The sequence below is a fragment of the Rhodococcus sp. NPDC057529 genome, from assembly GCF_042802055.1.
In the GTDB taxonomy this organism is placed as follows: domain Bacteria; phylum Actinomycetota; class Actinomycetes; order Mycobacteriales; family Mycobacteriaceae; genus Rhodococcus_F.
In genome coordinates this window covers 35,896-57,061 of sequence record NZ_JBHVEY010000006.1, presented here as the reverse complement: position 1 = coordinate 57,061, position 21,166 = coordinate 35,896, and the positions used below count along the sequence as shown (strand labels likewise).

Annotated in this window: 16 protein-coding genes; 8 read left to right on the top strand and 8 right to left on the bottom strand. The window is 68.5% G+C overall.

The window, feature by feature from the left end; genetic code table 11:
• Positions 1-54 precede the first annotated feature (54 nt).
• The gene (locus ACFU5V_RS13315; protein WP_378699730.1) at positions 55-2,472 is read left to right on the top strand and encodes an ATP-binding cassette domain-containing protein; all 2,418 of its coding nucleotides are present in this window, start codon (positions 55-57) and stop codon (positions 2,470-2,472) included.
• Between the two features lie 192 nt (positions 2,473-2,664).
• Positions 2,665-3,867, top strand: a complete 1,203-nt coding sequence (locus ACFU5V_RS13310) for a serine hydrolase domain-containing protein (protein WP_378699728.1) — start codon at positions 2,665-2,667, stop codon at positions 3,865-3,867.
• Here ACFU5V_RS13310 and ACFU5V_RS13305 read toward each other — a convergent pair.
• From ACFU5V_RS13305 to ACFU5V_RS13295, 3 genes are all read right to left on the bottom strand, one after another.
• On the bottom strand, positions 3,847-5,175 hold the full coding sequence (locus ACFU5V_RS13305) for an RNA polymerase sigma factor (RefSeq protein ID WP_378699726.1): 1,329 nt from the start codon (positions 5,173-5,175) through the stop codon (positions 3,847-3,849). The genes ACFU5V_RS13310 and ACFU5V_RS13305 overlap by 21 nt on opposite strands.
• Complete coding sequence (locus ACFU5V_RS13300) at positions 5,148-5,570, bottom strand: YciI family protein (protein ID WP_072943599.1); 423 nt, start codon at positions 5,568-5,570, stop codon at positions 5,148-5,150. The genes ACFU5V_RS13305 and ACFU5V_RS13300 overlap by 28 nt, the downstream gene beginning before the upstream one ends.
• A gap of 145 nt (positions 5,571-5,715) precedes the next feature.
• A complete protein-coding gene (locus ACFU5V_RS13295; RefSeq protein WP_378430436.1) occupies positions 5,716-6,489 on the bottom strand; it encodes an SDR family NAD(P)-dependent oxidoreductase in 774 nt (257 codons plus the stop codon).
• A 238-nt stretch (positions 6,490-6,727) separates the two neighbouring features.
• Here ACFU5V_RS13295 and ACFU5V_RS13290 point away from each other — a divergent pair, with 238 nt between their 5' ends.
• The 4 genes from ACFU5V_RS13290 to ACFU5V_RS13275 all read left to right on the top strand — a co-directional run bounded on the left by ACFU5V_RS13290 (position 6,728) and on the right by ACFU5V_RS13275 (position 10,746).
• The gene (locus ACFU5V_RS13290; RefSeq protein ID WP_378430435.1) at positions 6,728-8,101 is read left to right on the top strand and encodes an MFS transporter; all 1,374 of its coding nucleotides are present in this window, start codon (positions 6,728-6,730) and stop codon (positions 8,099-8,101) included.
• Positions 8,098-8,985, top strand: coding sequence for a transketolase (locus ACFU5V_RS13285; protein WP_378699724.1), 888 nt, complete (start codon positions 8,098-8,100; stop codon positions 8,983-8,985). Before ACFU5V_RS13290 ends, ACFU5V_RS13285 begins: the two co-directional genes overlap by 4 nt.
• A 1-nt stretch (position 8,986) precedes the next feature.
• Positions 8,987-9,979, top strand: a complete 993-nt coding sequence (locus ACFU5V_RS13280; protein WP_378699722.1) for a transketolase family protein — start codon at positions 8,987-8,989, stop codon at positions 9,977-9,979.
• Between the two features lie 116 nt (positions 9,980-10,095).
• Positions 10,096-10,746 carry a GntR family transcriptional regulator gene (locus ACFU5V_RS13275; RefSeq protein ID WP_378699720.1) on the top strand — a complete coding sequence of 217 codons (651 nt, stop codon included), beginning with the start codon at positions 10,096-10,098 and terminating at the stop codon, positions 10,744-10,746.
• A 47-nt stretch (positions 10,747-10,793) separates the two neighbouring features.
• On the opposite strand, the gene ACFU5V_RS13270 is transcribed toward ACFU5V_RS13275, so the two are convergent.
• Positions 10,794-11,903: a C45 family autoproteolytic acyltransferase/hydolase gene (locus ACFU5V_RS13270; RefSeq protein ID WP_378699718.1), complete on the bottom strand. Its 1,110-nt coding sequence runs from the start codon at positions 11,901-11,903 to the stop codon at positions 10,794-10,796.
• Between the two features lie 49 nt (positions 11,904-11,952).
• Positions 11,953-13,383 (bottom strand): purine-cytosine permease family protein, encoded by a 1,431-nt coding sequence (locus tag ACFU5V_RS13265; RefSeq protein ID WP_378699716.1) that lies wholly within the window; start codon positions 13,381-13,383, stop codon positions 11,953-11,955.
• A gap of 163 nt (positions 13,384-13,546) precedes the next feature.
• Here ACFU5V_RS13265 and ACFU5V_RS13260 point away from each other — a divergent pair, with 163 nt between their 5' ends.
• Positions 13,547-14,572 carry a LacI family DNA-binding transcriptional regulator gene (locus ACFU5V_RS13260; RefSeq protein WP_378699714.1) on the top strand — a complete coding sequence of 342 codons (1,026 nt, stop codon included), beginning with the start codon at positions 13,547-13,549 and terminating at the stop codon, positions 14,570-14,572.
• A 131-nt stretch (positions 14,573-14,703) separates the two neighbouring features.
• On the top strand, positions 14,704-17,958 hold the full coding sequence (locus ACFU5V_RS13255) for a protein kinase (RefSeq protein ID WP_378699712.1): 3,255 nt from the start codon (positions 14,704-14,706) through the stop codon (positions 17,956-17,958).
• Here ACFU5V_RS13255 and ACFU5V_RS13250 read toward each other — a convergent pair.
• The 3 genes from ACFU5V_RS13250 to ACFU5V_RS13240 form a co-directional block, all read right to left on the bottom strand.
• Positions 17,955-19,181, bottom strand: coding sequence for an MFS transporter (locus ACFU5V_RS13250; protein WP_378699710.1), 1,227 nt, complete (start codon positions 19,179-19,181; stop codon positions 17,955-17,957). The genes ACFU5V_RS13255 and ACFU5V_RS13250 overlap by 4 nt on opposite strands.
• Positions 19,182-19,284: 103 nt before the next feature.
• The gene (locus tag ACFU5V_RS13245; protein ID WP_378699708.1) at positions 19,285-20,136 is read right to left on the bottom strand and encodes an amidohydrolase family protein; all 852 of its coding nucleotides are present in this window, start codon (positions 20,134-20,136) and stop codon (positions 19,285-19,287) included.
• A gap of 31 nt (positions 20,137-20,167) precedes the next feature.
• A complete protein-coding gene (locus ACFU5V_RS13240; protein WP_378699706.1) occupies positions 20,168-21,148 on the bottom strand; it encodes a 4,5-dihydroxyphthalate decarboxylase in 981 nt (326 codons plus the stop codon).
• Positions 21,149-21,166 lie beyond the last annotated feature (18 nt).

The window sequence follows — 21,166 nt, the reverse complement described above, 5'->3', positions numbered from 1 at the left end:
AGTCGACCCGACGGAGACCGTGAACGCGGCTCCGCCCGAACAGATGGAGACACGATGAGCATGGCCACGAAGGCGGAGTCGGGGCGAGCGAAGCGAGGGGACAGGTCGGAATCGCCCGAGCTGCATCTTGCCGACAGTCACGACCTGATCCGCGTGCACGGTGCGCGCGAGAACAACCTCAAGGACATCAGCGTCGAGTTGCCGAAGCGCCGGCTGACGGTGTTCACCGGGGTGTCCGGCTCGGGCAAGAGTTCGCTGGTGTTCGCCACGATCGCCGCCGAGTCGCAGCGGATGATCAACGAAACGTACAGCGCGTTCGTGCAGGGGTTCATGCCGACGCTGGCGCGACCCGACGTCGACGTGCTCGACGGGCTGACGACGGCGATCATCGTCGACCAGGAGCGGATGGGCTCGAATCCCCGCTCGACCGTCGGCACCGCCACCGACGCCAACGCGATGCTCCGGATCCTGTTCAGCCGCCTCGGGAAGCCGCACATCGGTTCGCCTCAGGCGTTCTCCTTCAACGTCGCGTCGATCTCCGGCGCGGGCGCGGTCACCATCGAGCGCGGGGGCCAGCAGACGAAGGAGCGGCGCAGTTTCAGCATCACCGGCGGCATGTGTCCGCGGTGTGAGGGCCGGGGATCGGTCACCGATTTCGACCTGACTGCGCTGTACGACGACAGCAAGTCGCTGAACGAGGGCGCGCTGACGATTCCCGGCTACAGCATGGAGGGCTGGTACGGCCGCATCTACCGCGGCTGCGGCTTCTTCGACCCGGACAAGCCGATAGCGAAGTTCACCAAGAAGCAGCTGCAGGACCTGCTGTACAAGGAGCCGACCAAGATCAAGGTCGAGGGCGTCAACATCACGTTCGAGGGCCTGATCCCGAAGATCCAGAAGTCGTTCCTGGCCAAGGACGTCGACGCGATGCAGCCGCACATCCGCGCATTCGTGGAGCGGGCGATCACGTTCGCCACCTGCCCCGACTGCGACGGCACCCGCCTCAGCGAGGGCGCCCGATCGTCGAAGATCAAGGGGAAGAACATCGCCGACGTCTGCTCGATGCAGATCAGCGACCTCGCCGACTGGGTGCGGAGCCTGAAGGAACCGTCGGTGGCGCCCCTGCTCACCGGGCTGCAGCACCTCCTCGACTCGTTCACGGAAATCGGACTGGGCTACCTCTCGCTCGACCGGCCGTCCGGCACCCTGTCCGGTGGAGAGGCGCAGCGCACGAAGATGATCCGCCACCTCGGCTCTTCGCTCACCGACGTCACGTACGTCTTCGACGAGCCGACCATCGGCCTGCACCCGCACGACATCCAGCGGATGAACGGCCTGCTGCTGCAACTGCGCGACAAGGGCAACACGGTGCTCGTCGTCGAGCACAAGCCGGAGGCGATCGCGATCGCCGACCACGTCGTCGACCTCGGCCCGCGCGCAGGCACCGAAGGCGGCGAGGTGGTGTTCGAGGGCACCGTCGAGGGTCTGCGGGCCAGCGACACGCTCACCGGACGGCACCTGGACGACCGCGCCACGCTGAAATCGTCCGTCCGCGAATCGTCGGGGGCGCTGGAGGTGCGCGGCGCAGACACCCACAATCTGTGCGGCGTCGACGTCGACATCCCGCTCGGCATGCTGGTGGTCGTGACCGGGGTGGCGGGCTCGGGCAAGAGTTCGCTGATCCACGGTTCGGTGTCCGACCGGGACGGCGTGGTCGCGATCGACCAGGGCGCCATCAAGGGTTCCCGGCGCAGCAACCCCGCCACCTACACCGGACTGCTCGAACCGATCCGCAAGGCATTCGCGAAGGCCAACGGTGTGAAGCCGGCGCTCTTCAGCTCTAACTCCGAGGGCGCCTGCCCCACCTGCAACGGCGCCGGCGTCATCTACACCGACCTCGGCGTGATGGCCACCGTCGAATCCCCCTGCGAGGAATGCGAGGGTAAACGGTTCCAGGCGGAGGTGCTGGAGTTCACGCTCGGCGGCCGGAACATCGCCGAAGTGCTCGCGATGCCGGTGGCCGAGGCCGAGGAGTTCTTCGGCGCCGGCGAGGCACGGATCCCGGCGGCGCACAAGATTCTGCAGCGGCTCGCCGACGTCGGACTCGGCTACCTCAGCCTCGGGCAGCCGCTCACCACGCTGTCCGGCGGCGAACGGCAGCGGCTCAAGCTGGCCACCGCCATGGCCGACAAGGGCGAAATCTACGTCCTCGACGAGCCGACCACCGGCCTCCACCTCGCCGACGTCGAACAGCTGCTCGGGCTGCTCGACCGGCTCGTCGACTCCGGCAAGTCGGTCATCGTCATCGAGCACCACCAGGCGGTCATGGCGCACGCCGACTGGATCATCGACCTCGGTCCGGGCGCCGGCCACGACGGCGGCCGGATCGTCTTCGAGGGCAGGCCGGACGATCTGGTGGCCGCCCGCTCCACCCTCACCGGCGAGCACCTCGCCGCCTACGTCGGATCCTGACCACGGCGTCGGCCCCCGGTGTGCGTACGGCAGCCGGGGGCCTTTCCGTGTGCCGGTCGCGCCGCGACTGTGACACGGACCACCGGATAGTGCCGAACCGAGACGTGCCTTGCCGAACAGAGACGTCCCCACCCTCCCGCCGCTCGTAGCGTCACGTTCCGCCAGTGACCACAGACACGACAGGAGAGTGGGATGTCCGATCTCGATGCCGCGCTCGGCAAGGTTCTCGACGACGTCACCGCGGACGATGCGCCGCGGGTACCCGGAGTGGTGGCGATGCTGACCGACCGCGACCGGACGGTGTTCGAGGGTGCGGCCGGCGTGCGATCCGTCGCCGACGGCGAACTGATGACCACCGACACCGTCTTCGCGATCTTCTCCACCACCAAGGCGATCACCGGGACCACCGTGCTGCAGTGCGCCGAGGAAGGTCTGCTCGACCTCGACGCGCCCGCCCGCGAACACGTTCCCGAACTCGGCGACATCCAGGTCATCGAGGGATTCGACGACCACGGCGACCCGGTGCTGCGGGCCCCGAAACGCGACATCACCACCCGGATGCTGCTGCTGCACACCGCCGGATTCGGATACGACTTCTTCGACGCGACCTACCACCGGCTGGGGGTGGAACACGACCAGCCCAGCGTGATCACGGCGAGCAGGGCGTCGCTGCAGACACCGTTGCTGTTCGATCCGGGCACCAAGTGGCAGTACGGGACGAACATCGACTGGGCCGGTCAGGTGGTCGAGGCGATCCGCGGCAAGCGACTCGGTGAGGTGATGGCTGAGCGGGTCTTCGCACCACTCGGCATGCGCGACACGTCGTTCACCCTGACCGGGTCGATGGCGGCGCGGCGCGCGACGATCCACCAGCGCGAGGACGACGGCCGGCCGACCCCGCTGGATCTGGTGCTCCCACAGGATCCGGAAATCCACATGGGCGGTCACGGCCTGTACTCGACGGTCGGCGACTATCTGAAGTTCCTGCGGATGTGGCTGAACGACGGCGACGCGCCCGATGGGCGAGTACTGCGGGCCGACACCGTGCAGGCGGCCGTGTGCAACGGTCTGGAGGGTCAGGAGGTCGGGATGCTGCCGGCCGTGATCCCGTCCCTCACGAACGACGCCGAATTCTTTCCCGGACAGCGTAAGTCGTGGGCGTACACGTTCATGGTGAACGAGGAGGACGCACCCACCGGCCGTCCCCGGGGGTCGCTCGGGTGGGCGGGGCTCGCCAACTCGTACTACTGGATCGATCGTCGCACCGGAATCGCCGGGTACTGGGCGACGCAGATCCTGCCGTTCGCCGACCCCGTCTCGTTCGGCGGCTACCTGGACTTCGAGACGGCTGCCTACCGGCACGCCCCGCTCACGTCACCCGTCGAGGTCGGATAGCTTCCGTTCGAGCACGGTCCGCTCGCGCTCGTTGCCGCACAGCGTCACAGCGAGTTCGAGTTCGGTCCGCGCCTCGCCGGTGCGTCCCAGGCGGGTGAGCAGTTCGCCGCGAACGCTCGGCAGCAGGTGCGAGTTCGACAGTGCCTGCGCGGCCACCAGTTCGTCGACGATCGGCAGCGCCGCGGCCGGTCCCTGGGCCATGGACACCGCCACCGCCCGGTTGAGGTCGACCACCGGTGACGGCGCGAGCCGGCCGAGCGCCTCGTAGACGAGGACGATCCGCTCCCAGTTCGTCGCGTCGACCGACGGCGCGACGGCATGGCATTCGGCGATCACCGCCTGCAGGCCGTAGGCGCCCAGGCCACGGCCGACCTGTTCGGCGCGGGCGAGGGCGGCTCGTCCCCGCCGGATCGCGGAACGGTCCCATCGGCGGCGGTCCTGCTGCTCGAGCAGCACCGGTTCACCGTCCGGCCCGGTGCGGGCCGGGAACCGTGCCGCGGTCAGCTCGAGCAGCGCGAGCAGGCCGTGGACCTCGGGCTCGTCGGGTACGAGCCGGGTCAGCACCCGGGCGAGGCGCTGCGCCTCGCCCGCCAGGTCGAGGCGGATCAGGTCGCCGCCGGAGCTGGCCGACGACCCTTCCGTGAAGATCAGGTAGATGACGCTGAGGACCGAGCCGAGCCGCTCGGTCCGCTCCCCGGCGGGCGGCACCTCGAACGGCACCCGGGCCGCGCCGAGCGTCTTCTTCGCCCGGGTGATCCGGGCCTGCACGGTCGCGGTCGGGACGAGGAACACCTTCGCGATCTCGTCGCTCGTCAGACCGCCGACCACCCGCAGCGTGAGCGCCACCCTCGCCTCCCGCGACAGCACCGGGTGGCAGGAGATGAACATCAACGCCAGGATGTCGTCGTCGATCTGGTCCGGATCCCACAGCACGTCGCCGGTGCCGCGGCCCGGATCGGCGGGCGCGGGACCCGAGACGACGCCGCCCTCGCCCAGTTCGTGGGCGAGGACGGCGTACCGCTCGTCGAGGGCGGCGCGCCGCCGGAACGCGTCGATCGCGCGGCGGCGGCCGACGGTGAGCAACCATCCCGCCGGGTTGCGGGGGATGCCGTCGCGTGGCCAGCTCACCAGTGCCTCCGCCAGCGCCTCCTGGCCGAGGTCCTCGGCCAGCGCGAAATCGCCGGTGTACCGGGCGAGCGCACCGACGATCCGCGCCGACTCGATCCTCCACACGGCGGCGACGGCCTCACGCCCGGTGTGGCCGCCGCCCGCCGACCCGTTCAGAGCTGGCCGGTCTCTTCGCGCCACGCCCGCTCCTTCTGGATCCACTCGTTGTCCTGAGGGAACTCGTCGATCGTGGTGACCCGGCGGATCTCCGCCTTCGAACCGGGACCGGCCATCGGGGCACGCTTCGCCCACTCCACGGCCTCCTCCTTCGACGCCACGTTGAGCATCCAGAAGCCGCCGAACAACTCCTTCGTCTCACCGTAGGGGCCGTCGGTCACCACCGGCGTCTCGGAGGAGTAGTCGACCACGACACCCGATTCGGGGTCGGGGTCCAGGCCCTCGGCGGCGAGCAGCACACCCGCCCGGATCATCTCGTCGTTGAATTTGCCCATCGCGTCCATGATCTCGCCGAAGTCGGCGTCCTGGAATGCCGCGAAGGTCTCGTCCGTGGCGCGCATGATCAGCATGTACTTCATGGTTCGTCTCCTTGGATGTCGGGGCCCTCTTGGACCTTCTCATCCTCAGGTCGAACGGGGGGTGGCATGGATCGACACGCCTTCAAAAATACTTCAGGTGAGTGGCAAAGAGTGCTCCCGCACTCTTTGCCACTCACGTATCCGGTCAGTGGAGGTGGCTGCCGCCGTTGATGTCGACGGTGGTGCCGGTGAGGTACGCGGCGTCCTGGGAGGAGAGGAACGTGATGACCGCGGCCACCTCGGTGGTGGTCGCGACCCGGCCGAGGGGAATGTCGCGGCAGAGCGCGGCCTCCTGCTCGGCGGTGCTGCCGACCCGGATGCTGGTGTCGACCGCACCCGGGGTGACGGCGTTGACGGTGACCCCGCTATCGCCCAGTTCCCGCGCGAGGGACTTGGTGAAACCGAGGACCGCGGCCTTCGCGGACGAGTACGGCACCTTCCCGAAGACGCCGCCGCCGCGCTGGGCGGAGACCGACGACATGTTCACGATCCGCCCCCACCCGTTGTCGATCATCGCGGGCAGGAATGCGCGGGTGACCAGGTAGGTGCCGGTGGCGTTGACCGCCATCACCTTGTTCCACAGTTCGAGCGTGGTCTCGAGGAACGGCACTGGTGACGTGATGCCGGCGATGTTCGCGAGCGCCCCCACCGCGGGGAGGTTTCCGCCGGCGACCTCGGCGGCGACGGCGTCGTGCGCCCGCTGGACCGACTGCTCGTCGGCGACATCGATGTCGTGACCGAACGCGGGGACGCCGAACTCGTTCCCGATCTCGGCGGCGGCCTTCGCGGACTTCTCGCCGTCGAGGTCGAGGACGACGATCGCCCAGCCCTCCTCGGCGTAGCGGCGGGCGGTGGCGAGACCGATGCCGCGCTCGGAGGTGGCGCCGGTGACGACGGCGGTGCGCTGGATGGACGACATGATCGCTCCTCGTGTAGCGGGAATCGCGGGTCCCGGCCTGCGGCGGAGTGCAGGAATCCGGTCGACGACGCGGTGGGTGACTGCCACCACAGTAAGCCGATCAACTGTTAACAGTCAACCGTCGTCGGATAACGGTTGACAGATCGACGTGGCTCGGATCACACTGTGAACACCGCACTGTTGACAGTCAACAAATCGGCGGCAATCGTAGAAACCGGCAGCCCGAAGAGGAGTCCCCATGAGTACCGAAACACTCAGGATGCGAGGTCCTGTCCATGGCACGAAGGACGCCAAGCGCGTAGCGATCGGCTCCTCCGTGGGCGCCGTCATCGAGACGTACGACTTCATCGGATTCGGCACCGCCGCCGCGCTGTACTTCGGTACCGCCTTCTTCCCCGGCGCCGACCCGGTCACCGGAACACTCGCGGCGTTCGCGACACTCGGTGTCGGCTTCGCGGCGCGCCCGCTCGGCGGCGTGCTCGGTGGGCACCTCGGCGACAAACTGGGCCGCAAGCCGGTGCTGGTGGCGTCCCTGATCGCGATGGGTCTCGCGACGTTCGCGATCGGCCTGCTCCCCACCTATTCGCAGGTCGGACTGATCGCGCCGGTGCTGCTGGTCCTCGTCCGCATCATCCAGGGACTCGCGTTCGGCGCCGAGTGGGGCGGCGCGATCCTGATGAGCTACGAGCACGCCCCCTGGAAGTCGAAGGGCAAGTTCACCGGCATCGTGCAGGCCGGCTTCCCCGTCGGACTGCTGCTGGCGAACCTGGTGTTCCTGTTCAGCGTGCACCTCGGCGGCGACTGGGCCTGGCGGGTGCCGTTCCTCGCCAGCATCGTCCTGGTGATGGTCGGGCTGATCATCCGGTCGAAGGTGCCCGAGTCGCCGGTCTTCGAGGACGTCAAGAACGAGGGCGACATCGTCAAGTCGCCGGTGCTCGAATCCATCAAGCATGACTGGCGGAACATCTTGCGCGGCATCGGTCTTCGCGTAGCCGAGACGGCGGGCTACGCGGTGTCGATCACGTACATGATCTCCTATCTGCACAGCCAGGGCCTCGCGGGAAAGTCCGAAACCCTCGTCGCCCTGTGCATCGCGTCCGCGATCGGCATCGTCGCCACCGTCGCCTGGGCCCGGCTCACCGACCGCATCGGACGACGCCCCCTCTACATCGCGTCCTGCGCGTTCGCGGCACTGTTCGGCATCCCGATGTTCCTTCTGGTCAACACCGGCCTGTTCATCCTGATCATCGCCACCATCGTGATCTCCTACGCCGTCTGCCAGAACTCGCTCGCAGGTGCGCAGGGTGCGTGGTTCCCCGAACTGTTCGACGCCTCGCGCCGAGCGTCGGGAGCGTCCCTCGCCTACCAGATCTCGGCGATGGTCTCCGGCTTCACCCCCTTCGTCACCACGCTGCTGTTCGTCTCCTTCGGCTGGTGGGGACCCGCGGTGCTGTTCATCACGTACGCCCTGATCGGACTGTGGGCGGCGTTGATCACCCGGGAGACCTGGGGGCCCACCGAACGTCGCCTCGCCGCCGAGGCCGCGGCGCGCACCGATTCCAAAAGCGCCGACACGACGCACACGATCCGCAAGGAAAAGGAACTCCTGTGACCATCACAACCGCCACCACCGCGGCCGCCGACACGACCGGTGAAGCGGCGCGCATCGCGACCGTCGAACAGTTCGCGTACCGCATGCGGCACAACGTCATCGACATGGGCGAGGAACAGGGCCAGGGGTACGTCGGGCAGGCGCTCGGGGCCGCCGACATCTTCGCCACCGTCTACGCCGACCGACTGCGGTACCGCGCCGACGATCCCGAATGGGAAGGCCGCGACCGGTTCCTGCTCTCCACCGGCCACTACGCGATCGGCCTCTACGCCGCACTCGCCGAGGCCGGAATCATTCCCCGCAGCGAACTGCGGACGTACGGCTCCGACGACTCCCGGCTGCCGATGTCCGCGATGTCCACGTACACCCCCGGCATGGAGATCTCGGGTGGTTCCCTCGGCCACGGTCTGACCATCGCGGTCGGCATGGCCCTCGGTCTGCGGCACCAGAATTCGACGGCCCGCGTATTCAACTTCCTTTCCGACGGCGAACTCGACGAGGGTTCGACGTGGGAGGCGGCGATGGGCGCGCACCACCACCGGCTCGGCAATCTCACCGCGATGGTCGACATCAACGCCCTGCAGGCCGACGGCGCCACCTCGACGGTGCTGAGCACCGAACCCGTGCACGACAAGTGGGCCGCCTGCGGATGGCACGTCGAACGCGTCGACGGCAACGACGTCACCGCCCTCGTCCGCGCATTCGACAACGCCGCGGCCGAATCCGACGGCAAGCCGTCGATCGTTCTGTGCGACACCCGCGTCGGCAAGGGCGTGCCCCTGCTCGAGACCCGGGAGAAGGCGCACTTCATGCGCATCGACGAACACGAGTGGCAGATCTGCCGCGACCAGCTCACCGCCGGCTTCGACAACAAGGACGCCTGACATGACCACCGCCAGCAAGCCGAAGCTCAAGACCTCGGCCATGATCGCCTCGTTCGTCGACGACGGCCAGAAGACCACGTCTGCACCGTTCGGGCACGCCCTCGTGAAGGCTGCCCGAGAGAACGACAAGATCGTCGGCCTGTCCGCGGATCTCGCGAAGTACACGGACATGCACATCTTCGCGCAGGAGTTCCCCGACCGGTTCTTCCAGATGGGGATGGCCGAGCAACTGCTGCTCGGGGCCGCCGCCGGGATGGCCGAAACCGGGTTGGTGCCGTTCGCGTCCACGTACTCGGTGTTCGCCGCGCGCCGCGCCTACGACTTCCTGTGCCTCGACATCGCCGAACCCAACCTCAACGTCAACATCATCGGCGGGCTTCCCGGCCTGACCACCGGCTACGGGCCCAGTCACCAGGCCACCGAGGACATGGCGATCTTCCGCGGGATTCCCAACCTCACCATCGTCGACCCGTGCGACTCCCTCGACATCGAACAGGCCGTCCCGCAACTCGCCGCGTCCGACGGTCCCACGTACCTCCGGTTGCTGCGGGGGAAGGTCGCGACCGTGCTCGACGAGTACGACTACAGGTTCGAGCTGGGCAAGGCGAAGGTACTCCGCGGCGGCAACGACGTCGTCTTCGTCACCAGCGGGCTGATGACGATGCGCGCCCTGCAGGCCGCCGACCGGCTGGCCGGGCACAACGTCGACGTCGCGGTCGTGCACACGCCGACGATCAAACCGTTCGACGCCGCGACCGTCCTCGCCGAGGTGAACACCGACCGCCTGGTGGTCACGCTGGAGAATCACACCGTGATCGGCGGCCTGTTCGAAACCGTGGCGGCCGCCGTGGTCACGGCCGGACTCGGCAAACGTGTCGTGCCGATCGCCCTCCCGGACGAGTTCCTCGACGCCGGCGCCCTGCCCACCCTGCACGATCGGTACGGCCTGAGCACCGACCGGATCGTCGCCACGGTGCTGAGCGAACTGGCATGACCTGCACGTACGGCCCTCGCCGCGGGTCCGGCGGCGAGGGCCGTACGATGGCTGTCAACAGGTTGCTGTCAACAGACCGCTGTCGACAGTTGATCGCCGACCCCACGGAGGCACCCATGGCCGGACAACCCGCCGCACTGCTCGGACTGGAGAAGACCAGCCTCCGCCAGCAGGCCGTCGCCGCCCTGCGGGTCGCGATCACCAGCGGGGAACTGGCGCCGAGCAGCCCACTCGTGGAGACGGAACTGTCCGAGATGCTGCAGATCAGCCGCGGCACGCTCCGCGAGGCGATGCGTCAACTCCAGCAAGAGGGCCTGATCTCCGCGGGTGCGCGCGGTCGCCTGTATGTGCGGCACCTCGATTCCAAGGAGATCCGCGACATCTTCGCCGTCCGCGCCGCCCTCGAGGCACTGGCGGTCCGGGAGCTTGCCGGCCTGGCCGACCGCACCACCGCCATCGCGGAACTGCGCGCTGCCCTCGACGTCATGGACACCGCGGTCCTCGAGGCCCGCATCGAGGCCGACCTGAATTTCCACCGCACCATGTGCTCGCTGACCGGCAACGACACACTCCTGCACTCCTGGATCTCCCTCGAGGGATCCATCCGGATGTCGATCATGTTCGCGGGGCTCGACCGTGCCGTCGGCAACATGGACGTCGGCCGGCACAGCGCGATCGTCGACGCCATCGAAACCGGCGACGCCGACGAAGCGGCCACAGCGATTCAGGCGCACATGGACTGGGCCTCGGCGAATCTGGTTGCCTGACCCCCAGGTGAGTGGCAAAGAGTGCCGGAGCACGCTTTGTCACTCACCTACCCGGTGACGAACGCGGGCGTGGTGGTTGCGTCGAGGGTCGTCCACGACCGTCGGCGGGCGTCGATCGGCGTGCCGGCGAGGATGCGGGCCCGGCGGTGCTCGGGTTCGAGCAGAACCGTCGACAGGGTGGCCCAGCGCTGACCGAAGACCGCGTCCGGGGCGGGGACGCAGCACAGCTGGGGCTGCCCCGGGTCGGAGTACAGGTATTCGACGAGGTGATCGGCGACGGCAGGCGCCGCGTACCGCTGCTGCCGGGAGGCGATCAGCCCGTAGCGGTCCTGGGAGTCGGGCTCGTACAGGCCGGTCTTCTCGCGGGCGGCGTTGGCCGGGTCGAGGAAGTGGTTGGTGTGCGTCAGGAACCCGTCCGACGGGTGCAGGGTCGCGACGCCGACGGGACTGACTTCGGCGCACGCGACGGTGTCGGGGTCGATCAGCGTCAACGCGCCCGAGGTTGCGATCGGTGCCGAGCGCAGCAGTTCGAGGGCCTCGCCGACGGTTTCGGCTTCACCGAGGACCGCCGCCGACAGGATGTGCACGGGCACTCCGGCCGGTGCGTCGTCGCGGTGGCCGAGGATGTTGAAGAACACGCCGAGGCCTGCGCTGTTCATCCCGATTTTGCCGAGGATGCCGTGCTCGGTCAGCCCGACGTAGGCGTGGCGGGTTCCGCGCACCTGATGGGTGTGCCAGTACGGGTCGAGTTCCTGATGCCAGTCCCAGGTTTGGATCCCGAACGGCGCCGACGCGCGATCCGCGGGTGCGTAGGCGATGGTGGAGCACTCGCCGGGACGGGCCGCGGCGGCCTGGGACAGGATCTCCGTGCGGCCGTTCAGCGCCATCACGTGCCAGGGTTCGAGCCCGGCGCCGGCAGCGATGCCCTCGATCTCCTCCAGGTACCGGGGGCCCCACGCCCCCAGGACATCCGCGAGTCGGTGCGCGCTGTCGCGGGTGCGGTTCTCGCTCACGCCGACCGTATCGAACAGGCGCAGATACAGTTCCACGGACGCGGGCAGGTCGGTGCGCAGCTGGGTGCCGCGGGCGACACCGCGTTCGCGCGGCCGGGTGTCGTCGACGCGGACGTGAGGGCGGGCAGTGGTGGATTCGGTCATGTTCGTCCTAGTTATCCAGATGGTGTGAATAAAGCTGTGGAGCAATTGATCACGGGCGGATTCGGTACGAGCGCATCAGCACGACGTACAGCGCCGCGGAGACGAGCAGCCCGACCGGCAGCGACAGGTCCACGCCGCCGACCGCGTTCGCGACGGGTCCGGTGTAGACCGGCGCGGCGACGCAGAGCACGGACGCGGCGATGCCGGTGAAGACGGCGACCGTTCCCGCCCAGTTGATCCCGCCGCTGTACCAGTAGGGGCTGCTGCTGGTTTCGTCGCCGAGACCGAGGCCGTCGTAGCGGTTGCGGCGCCGCAGGACGTCGGCGACGTAGACGGCCATCACGGGACCCATCACGGTCACGACGAGCTGCATCATGTTGCTGACGGTGTCGAGGAAGTTGGAGACGAGCAGGGCGTACAGCGTCATGGCGACACCCATCGAGCCGTCGAGGAGGACGCTGCGCGAGCGCCGCAGACGCAGGCCGACCGACTGCAGCGCGAGCCCGGAACTGTAGGCGGTCATCGCGTTGTTGGCGATGGTGCCGACGATGACGGCGAGCAGGAAGATCGGCGTGAACCAGGACGGGAGGACGGCCTCGAGTGCGCTCTGCGGGTCGGCCATGTCGAGTCCGGTGCCCGCGAGTGCGCCGAGCGCGGTGAACAGCACGCTGGGGATGAACGCGCCGAGCGCCGTCCAGGCGGTGACCGACACCGGCGACGTGGTCGCAGGCAGGTAGCGGGCGAAGTCCGCACTGTTGGTGTAGGACAGCGGAGCCGACGCCACGATGGACACACCCGCGGCCACCGTCGCCCACAGCCCGATTCCGTGGAGCGCCTCCGCCGGCTGGTAACCCCAGTCGGCGTTCCCGAGGACGTAGCCGGCCATCACCACGAAGATCAGGATCAGCACGACGGCCAGCGGCTGGTAGAGCCGCACGATCGTCGCGTGCCCGTACACACCGATGGCCAGTGTGGCTGCGGCGATCGCCAGGATGACGACGACCTTCACCGGGGTGGTCGCGTCGATGCCGAACCGGTCGAGGAGCCGGAACGCCGTGTACGACGCGGCCGCCCAGTTCAGCGCCAGGTAGCAGACGCTGATGAACCAGCTGGTGACGAGGATGTTCACCCGGTTGCCGCGGATGCCGAAGATCGCCCGGGTGATCACCTCGCTGGGTGTGCCCGACGCCGGTCCGCTGGCGGCGACGATCCCGGTGAGGATCGAGAACAGGTTGCCGACGATGATCACCGCGAGCGCCTGCCAGAACGACAGGCCCATCAGGATCAGTGCGCCGCCGACGACCAGGGCCAGGTAGCTCACGTTGGGCGCCGCCCACACCGCGAACAGGTCGCGGGCGCGGCCGTGCCGCTCGCTGTCCGGGATGAAGTCGATGCCGTGCGTCTCCACCTGCCCGGCACGGTCGGTCGGCGGCGTCGTGGCGGATTTCGCCGCGCGGGAGTCTGCTCGAGTCGATGCCATGGGGTCCTCCGGGTAGACGAGCACGGATGTGCGGCTGGTGGCGCAATCGCCGATCTGGCGTGACCCGGGTCACCGTACGGAACCAAATCGATTTGGACAAGAGCGTGAGAAAGCAATTTGCAAATCGATTTGGTGCAGGTCGGACAGTTGGTAGCCTGATCCGGTGACGGAGAAGCGATCGCGGCCCACCATCGCCGACGTGGCACGGCATGCCGGGGTGTCGACCACCACGGTGTCGCACACGTTCAGCGGCAAAGGGGTCGTCGCCGCCGCGACGCGGGAGCGGGTCCGCGCGACCGCGAAGTCCCTGGGCTACCGGCCGGACGTGGTCGCGAGGGGGCTGCGCAGCAACCGGCTCGGCATCCTCGCCCTCGTGCTCCGGCCCCTCGAAACGCTGGATTCTTCGCTCCCCGAGGGCGTCGACTACTTCCTGCGGTTCGCGGGTTCGGCGGCGCTGGCCGCGATGGACTTCGGATACGGACTCATGCTGGTGTCGGACCCGACGCGCGAAGAGTCACCGGCCGCCGCCCTCGCCTGCGACGGGTTCCTGATCACCGAACCCGTCACCGACGATCCCCTCATCGAGATGCTCCTCGGGGAAGGCGTGCCGTTCCTGTCCGTCGGCAGAGATCCGGCGCGGGCCGAGTACGAAAATTGGATCGACACCGACACCGAACTCATGACCGCCCTGGTGCTGCGGCACCTCGACGAAGCGGGGGCCACCCGAGTGGCCCTCGTCGCCGGAACCGACCCCAATTCGTGGAACCTCGGCGCCGAGGCCGCCTACCGCGCCTGGGCGGAGGCGCGCGGTCAGGACCCGCTGGTCGCCCACCGGCCCGAGACCACCGGCGAGTCCGGCGGCCGCGACGCCGCCGACGAACTCTTCGACCGCGACGACCCGCCCGACGCGGTGTACTGCCTCACCGGCAGACACGCGGCCGGAGTGCTCGCGCGTGTCCGGGACCGCGGGCTCGACGTTCCCGGCGACGTCCAGATCGTCGGTGGCTCCGACTCGGAGCACACCCGATCCGCGACGCCCCCCATCACCTCGGTGGACCTGCAGCCCGAACTCCTTGCCCGCGTTGCCGTCACACAGCTGGTCAACCGCCTCGACAACCTCGACCGCTCCGTGCCGCCGGGGAAACTCCACGGACGCCTCATCGTGCGGAACTCCACCCGGACGCCGTGATTCGACCGATGGCAGCGATATCCTTGTGGGCACGCCATCAAGAGGCGAGTCCACGGTTGTATCTGTGCTCTGGTCGTGCCGTCGGAACCAGTGCGCGGCGGCACGAGCCGACGGGGTGAGTGGTCCGTCCGATGGGTGAAGGTGATCCGCTCGACACGCAGCGGTACGTCGTCCACGTCGTGGCGTCGGAGCTGAGTGCGGCCGGTTTCGACGACGCCGAGGAGATCGGACGCGGCGGCTTCGGAGTGGTCTACCGCTGCAGCCAGCCGGATCTGGATCGCACGGTGGCGGTGAAGGTGCTCACCGTCGATCTCGACGAGGAGAACAAGGCCCGGTTCTTCCGGGAGCAGCGGGCGATGGGCCGGCTCACCGGTCATCCGAACATCGTCGGCGTCCTGCAGGTCGGGGCCACCGACAGCGGAGTTCCGTACATCGTGATGCCCTATCATCCGCACGGGTCGCTGGAGGCCCGGGTCCGCAAGGACGGCCCCCTCGAACTGGACGAGGTGCTGCGGCTGGGGGTGAAGATCGCCGGCGCGGTCGAGACCGCGCACCGGCTCGGCATCCTGCACCGGGATATCAAACCCGCGAACATCCTGCTCACCGATTACGGCGAACCGGAGTTGACGGACTTCGGTATCGCGCACATCAGCGGCGGTTTCGAGACCGCGACCGGCGCGGTCACCGGGTCGCCCGCCTACACCGCGCCGGAGGTTCTCCAGGGCGACCCGCCGAGCCCGGCCGCCGACGTCTACGGTCTCGGGGCGACGCTGTTCAGTGCCCTCACCGGCCACGCCGCGTTCGAACGCCGCAGTGGGGAGCAGGTGGTCGCGCAATTCCTGCGCATCACCACCCAGCCCGTGCCCGACCTGCGGGAGCACGGGATCCCCGACGACGTGTCCGACGTGATCGCCCGGGCGATGTCCCGCAGCCCCGGTGAACGTCCGGCGACGGCCGCCGATTTCGGGGAGGAACTGCGGCGGATTCAACTCGATCGCGGTCTTCCGGTCGACGACATGGCCCTCCGCACGGAACCCGAGGCGCAGGTTCAGTACCGCGGGCACGGACCGCGGGGCGGCACACCAGCGAGCGGTGTGACGGGCAACCTTCTCTTGGAGCTGACGAGTTTCGTGGGGCGCCGGCACGAGCTCACCGAGGCGAAGAATCTGCTGGCCGGGTCGCGGCTGGTGACGTTGACCGGGATCGGAGGGGTCGGCAAGACCCGGCTGGCGATGCGGGTGGCGTCGGCGGTGCAGCGCGACTACGACGACGGTGCGCGGCTGGTCGAGTTGGGTGAACTGCGTGACGGGTCGTCTTTGGTGGACGCGGTGGCCGCGGCGGTGGGGGTGCGGGACCATTCGGCGCGGCCGCTGCGTGAGGTGCTGATCGAGTTCCTTGCCTCCAGGGAAGTGTTGTTGGTCCTCGACAACTGTGAGCACCTGGTGGACGCGGTGGCCGGGCTGGCCGAGACGCTGTTGCGGGTGTGCCCGGCGCTGCGGATTCTCGCGACCAGCCGCGAATCCCTCGGCATCGGTGGGGAAGCGGTGCTGCAGGTGCCGCCGCTGGCGGTGCCGGAACCCGATCGCAGGCCCTCGTTGCGGGGTTTACCGAAATACGATGCGGTGACCTTGTTCGCCGAACGCGCCGCGGCCGCGGTTCCCGGGTTCGCGCTGACGGAGGAGAACGCGGCGGCGGTGGCGGGGATCTGTCACCGATTGGACGGGTTGCCGTTGCCGATCGAATTGGCCGCGGCCCGGTTGCGGGCGATGTCGCCCGAGCAGATCCTGGGGCGGCTGACCGACCGCTACAGTCTGTTGTCGCGCGGCAGCCGGGGTGCGCCGACGCGGCAGCAGACCCTGCGGTTGTCCGTGGACTGGAGTTTCGAACTGTGCACCGCCCGTGAACAACTGGTGTGGGGACGGCTGTCGGTCTTCGCCGGCAGCGTCGAACTCGATGCCGCCGAGCAGGTCTGCGGCGACGGTTTGGGCCCGGACGAGTTGCTCGACACGCTGACCTCCCTGGTGGAGAAATCGATCCTGATCCGGGAGGGGTACGGGTCGGTGGTGCGGTTCCGGATGCTCGAGACCCTCCGCGCGTACGGCTACGAGAAGCTCGAGCAGACCGGCGAGACCGTGACTTTGCGTCGCCGTCACCGGGATTGGTACGAGGCGCTGGCCCTCACCGCGGAGGCCGAGTGGATCAGCGCACGGCAACTCGACTGGATCGCCCGTTTGAAGCGGGAACAACCGAACCTCCGTGAGGCACTGGAGTTCTGCGTCGACGACGATCCCGTCGCCGGACTGCGCACCGCCGCCGCACTCCGCTGGTTCTGGACCTCCCAGGGTCTGTACAGCGAGGGGCGGCGCTGGTTCTCCGAGCTACTGGCCCGCTGTCCCCGAGAGCCCACGGTCGACCGGATCAGGGCGCTGTACTGCGCCAGCGTGATGGCCAACGTGCAGGGTGATCTCGAGGCGGGGGCCGCGCTCGTGGCGGAGGCACGGAACCTCACCGCGCACACGAGCGACCCCAAGATGCGCGCGTTCGTCTCTTTCGCCGACGGAACGTCGGCGCTCTACAGTGGGGACCTCCCTGACGCATGCGCGCACCTCGAAGCTGCACTCGCGGAGTTCAGCACACGCGGGGAACGCACACTCGAGACGAACGCGCTCTATCTTCTGGGGTTGGCCTACGGACTGTCCGGCCAGACCGACGAGGCCGTCGAACGCCACGAGCGTGTCCTCGCGATCACGGAGAAGTACGGCGAGAAGATGTACCGATCGCATTCGCTGTGGGCCCTTGGAATTGCGGTGTGGCGACAGGGCGCCGCCGAGCGTGCAGTGCGGTACCTCGAGGAATCGCTGGAGCTGTCGCGGCAGGTGCACAGCCCCCGCTTCGCCGCAGCCGCCGTCGAAGCGCTGGCCTGGATCGCGTGCGAGAGGCGAGATCCGACTCGGGCCGCGGTGCTGATGGGGGCCGCGCACTGGCTGGCGGGGTCGGTGGGCAGTTCCGCGGTCATCCATTCCAATCTGATTGTCTACCAGACGGAATTCGCCGAGAAGGCCCGGCAGGTACTCGGGGGCACAGCATTCGCGGCGGCCCACCGCAAAGGTGAGCAGCTCGGCTTCGACGCGGCCATCGCCTACGCCCTCCACGAAGCGCAGCCCGGTACCTCCGCGCCGGACATTGACGCGCCGACGAGACTGACCAAGCGGGAACGCCAGGTCGCCGACCTCATCGCCGAAGGCCTGACCAACCAGGCCATCGCCGACCGCCTCGTGATCTCACCGCGCACCGCCCAGGGCCACGTGGAGCACATCTTGGCGAAACTGGGTTTCACCTCCCGCACCCAGGTCGCGGCCTGGGTCGTGGAGCAGGCGCACGACTAGGTCGGTGGCCGAGTTCGGTCTCTCGGACGCAGTGCGCCGATTACCGCGGCGATCAGGCAGGCGACGGCCCCGAGAAGCAGTCCTGCGCGGCCGCCCCACTGCTCACACACCCATCCGGTGATCGGCCCGCCGACCGCGGTGGATCCGATGAATGCCATGCCGAACAGGGCCATGACCCGTCCGCGTTTGTCCGGTGCGGCGGCGAGTTGCAGTGTGCTGTTCGTCGTCGAGTTGAACGCGACACTGCACGCTCCGACGCAAGTCATGACGACCAGCATGACCCACAGAGTGGGGGCGACGGCGGCGACGAGGAGAACGGCTCCGAACGCCGTCGCGGTGACGACGAGCGGCCGGGTTCCGGTGCGACCCCAGGTTGCGACAGCGAGCCCGCTCACGACCGATCCCGCTCCCATCGCGGCGGTGAGGAAGCCGTACGCTCCCGGGCCGGCGTCGAGGGTCTGGTCGGCGATCACCGGCAGAACTACGGGGAATTCGAGGGCGAAACAACCGACCAGCGCCATCATGGTCAGCGGTACGGTCAGTTCGGAGGACTGCCGGACGTACGCGAGCCCTTCGCGGAGCTGACCGCGAGCCCGGACCGTCGGTGGTGACGGATTGAGCTGCGAGACATCGAGAGTGAGCAGGGAGATCACGACCGCGACGAAACTTGCGGCGTTGAGAAGGAAACACAGACCGACACCGCCGGCGGCGATGACGATCCCGGCGACGCCAGGGCCGACCATCCGGGCCGTGGAGGTGAGCACCGATTGCAGGCTGACGGCGTTGCGAAGTTGGTCGGCCCCGACCATCTCGAGGAGAAACGATTGGCGCGTCGGAGTGTCGAAGCACTGGTTTAGGCCGAGCGCGAGTGCGAGGACGTAGACGTGCCAGAGGTGGACTGTCCCGGTGACGCTGAGTATTCCGAGGACCAGTGCCTGCACCCCCATCAGGGTTTGCAGGGCGATCATCAGGCGCCGCTTGTCGACCCGATCGGCAACGACCCCGCCATACGGGGCGACGAGGAGCATCGGCACGGTCTGCAACGCCATCACCGCACCGATTGCGGTGGCGGAGCCGGAAAGTTCGAGGACGAGCCATGATTGGGCGATGGTCTGCATCCACTTGCCGGCCTGCGAGATCGTCTGTCCGGTGATGTAACGGCGGAAGTTGGTGGTGCGCAGCGACGCGAAGGTCTGCCCGCGGAGGCCGGAGAGGACGGTCATCGGCGTCGTGTGCTCCCTTCCATTGGCGATCCTGAACAGGCCGGGTGTTCGGCTCGAAGGAACCGAACACCCGGCGAGACCCGCGGTTTCTCGCGAGTAGTACCTATCCGGCCAGGCCGGGGTACAGCCGTCGCGCGGTGCCCGCGAAGATCTCGCGGCGTTCGGGCTCGGGTACGTCGGCCAGTACCTTGTGGGCGAGGGCGACGAGTTCGGGCAGTGATTGTTCGGCGGCGGGCAGGTTGGAACCCCACGCGATCCGGTGCGCTCCGAATGCTGCCAGCACCGGATCGAGGAAACCAGAGGCCTTTTCGCCGGCGTCGTGGAGAGGCTCGAGGTTGCGGTGGGTCAGCTTGAGGTGCAGGCCAGGGTGAACGGCCAGCTCCGCCACCGCTTCGCCGGCGTCGGTGGGCGAGGCTGCGATGTCGGGATACCCCATGTGGTCGAGCAGCACGCGGACCGACGGGAACCGGCGCAGCAGCTGGTGCACTTGCTCGGTCGCCGGTCCGAGCCGCATCTGCAGGCACACCGTGACTCCGAGTTCGGTGGCCTTGTCCCAGAAGGGATACGTCTCCGGTGCGGCGAACCACTCGCCCTGGGTGGGCACCGTGCTGCCGCTGGTGAACAGCCGGACCCCGGCGAGGCCGGTTTCGCCGACCGCCGCCTCCAGGTTGTCGGCGGCGTCCGGCCGCAACGGATCCACCGTGCCCACCACGATGAACCGGTCCGGCCGCTGCGCCCGGCTGTCGAGTACGTAGGAGTTGTCGTAGCCGTAGGCGGTTGTCGCCTGTACCAGTACGGCCTGGCCGATCCCGGCTTCGTCCATGCGCTCGACCATGCCGTCGGCGTTGACCGGGCGGGTGGTCGCCCAACTCGACTGGGTCCCGCCGATCGGGGCCCGGGGGTAGCGGGCCACGTCGTCGGAGATGATGTGGCAGTGGGTGTCGACGATGTCCAAGGTCTACACCTTTCTCGTTCGGTGGGCTGGCTCAGGCGTCCGGGTACTCGCCCTTGGCGAACACCTGGTGGGGATCGGTGGAGAAGTCCGGGTCGAGGAGACCCTGGTCCCGGGAGTACTTCACGAGCGCGCGCACACTCGCGTCGTTGGCGTCGAGACCGTAGGGGATCGGATCGCTCTGGATCTGCTTGGCCTGCTTGCCCAGTCGCGGCAGCGCCGACCACTGTGGATCGGCCTCGATCTGACGGCGCTTGCTCTCGGCGAATGCGGCGTACAGGGCGGTGGGCAGCCCCGGGTCGCGGTCGACGAGTTCGCTGCGGATCGCGATCACCGAGTGCAGCGGATAGATCCCGGTGCGCAGGTACCAGTCGGTGGCGAGCACCTCGTGGTCGGGGAACAGCGGGTACGGCCCGTCCTCGACCGCGGGTTGCTCTGCCGCCGCCGACCACCCGGCCCGCGGCGCCCCCGCACGTCCGGTGCCGGCGTTGCCGCTGAACGCGGCGTCGATCTCGCCGGCCCGCAGCAACTCGCCGAGCGACCGGCCGTCGGTGACGCGCTCGACGTTCGAGGGGGCCCGGCCTTCGATGTGGTCGTCGTCGTCCACGACCCACTTCACGGTGTCGATGTCGAGGCCGTACTCGTCGCGCAGGATGCCGCGCATCCACACCCCGGTGGTCACCGTGTACGCGCGGACACCGATCCGCTTACCTTTCAGATCGGCGGGGAAGCGGATTCCCGACGCCGAACCGCACTGCACGTCGGCGTGGTGGAAGCGGCGGTTGAGGAAGACGGGGATGCCGGTGAGCGGAACCCCGGCCTGCAACGCCATCAGGTAGGAGGTCGGCGCGAGTTCGCACACGTCGAACTCGAGGTCGCGGATCATCCGCCGGTATGCGCCGATGATCGGGCTGACCTCGACCGGTTTCACCTCGTAGCCGTTCACCGTGACGTCGCCGCCCAGCAGGGCCTGCACGTGCCGGTAGTCGCCGAGTGCGACCGAGAGCGTGTTCATGTTCAGCCTTTCGTATTC

Coding starts and splice junctions, on each gene's coding strand:
- ACFU5V_RS13300 (WP_072943599.1), bottom strand. CDS start 5,570: ATGAAGTACATGCTGATCATGCGCGCCACGGACGAGACCTTCGCGGCA.
- ACFU5V_RS13315 (WP_378699730.1), top strand. CDS start 55: ATGAGCATGGCCACGAAGGCGGAGTCGGGGCGAGCGAAGCGAGGGGAC.
- ACFU5V_RS13295 (WP_378430436.1), bottom strand. CDS start 6,489: ATGTCGTCCATCCAGCGCACCGCCGTCGTCACCGGCGCCACCTCCGAG.
- ACFU5V_RS13310 (WP_378699728.1), top strand. CDS start 2,665: ATGTCCGATCTCGATGCCGCGCTCGGCAAGGTTCTCGACGACGTCACC.
- ACFU5V_RS13250 (WP_378699710.1), bottom strand. CDS start 19,181: ATGACCGTCCTCTCCGGCCTCCGCGGGCAGACCTTCGCGTCGCTGCGC.
- ACFU5V_RS13290 (WP_378430435.1), top strand. CDS start 6,728: ATGAGTACCGAAACACTCAGGATGCGAGGTCCTGTCCATGGCACGAAG.
- ACFU5V_RS13280 (WP_378699722.1), top strand. CDS start 8,987: ATGACCACCGCCAGCAAGCCGAAGCTCAAGACCTCGGCCATGATCGCC.
- ACFU5V_RS13275 (WP_378699720.1), top strand. CDS start 10,096: ATGGCCGGACAACCCGCCGCACTGCTCGGACTGGAGAAGACCAGCCTC.
- ACFU5V_RS13255 (WP_378699712.1), top strand. CDS start 14,704: ATGGGTGAAGGTGATCCGCTCGACACGCAGCGGTACGTCGTCCACGTC.
- ACFU5V_RS13265 (WP_378699716.1), bottom strand. CDS start 13,383: ATGGCATCGACTCGAGCAGACTCCCGCGCGGCGAAATCCGCCACGACG.
- ACFU5V_RS13270 (WP_378699718.1), bottom strand. CDS start 11,903: ATGACCGAATCCACCACTGCCCGCCCTCACGTCCGCGTCGACGACACC.
- ACFU5V_RS13240 (WP_378699706.1), bottom strand. CDS start 21,148: ATGAACACGCTCTCGGTCGCACTCGGCGACTACCGGCACGTGCAGGCC.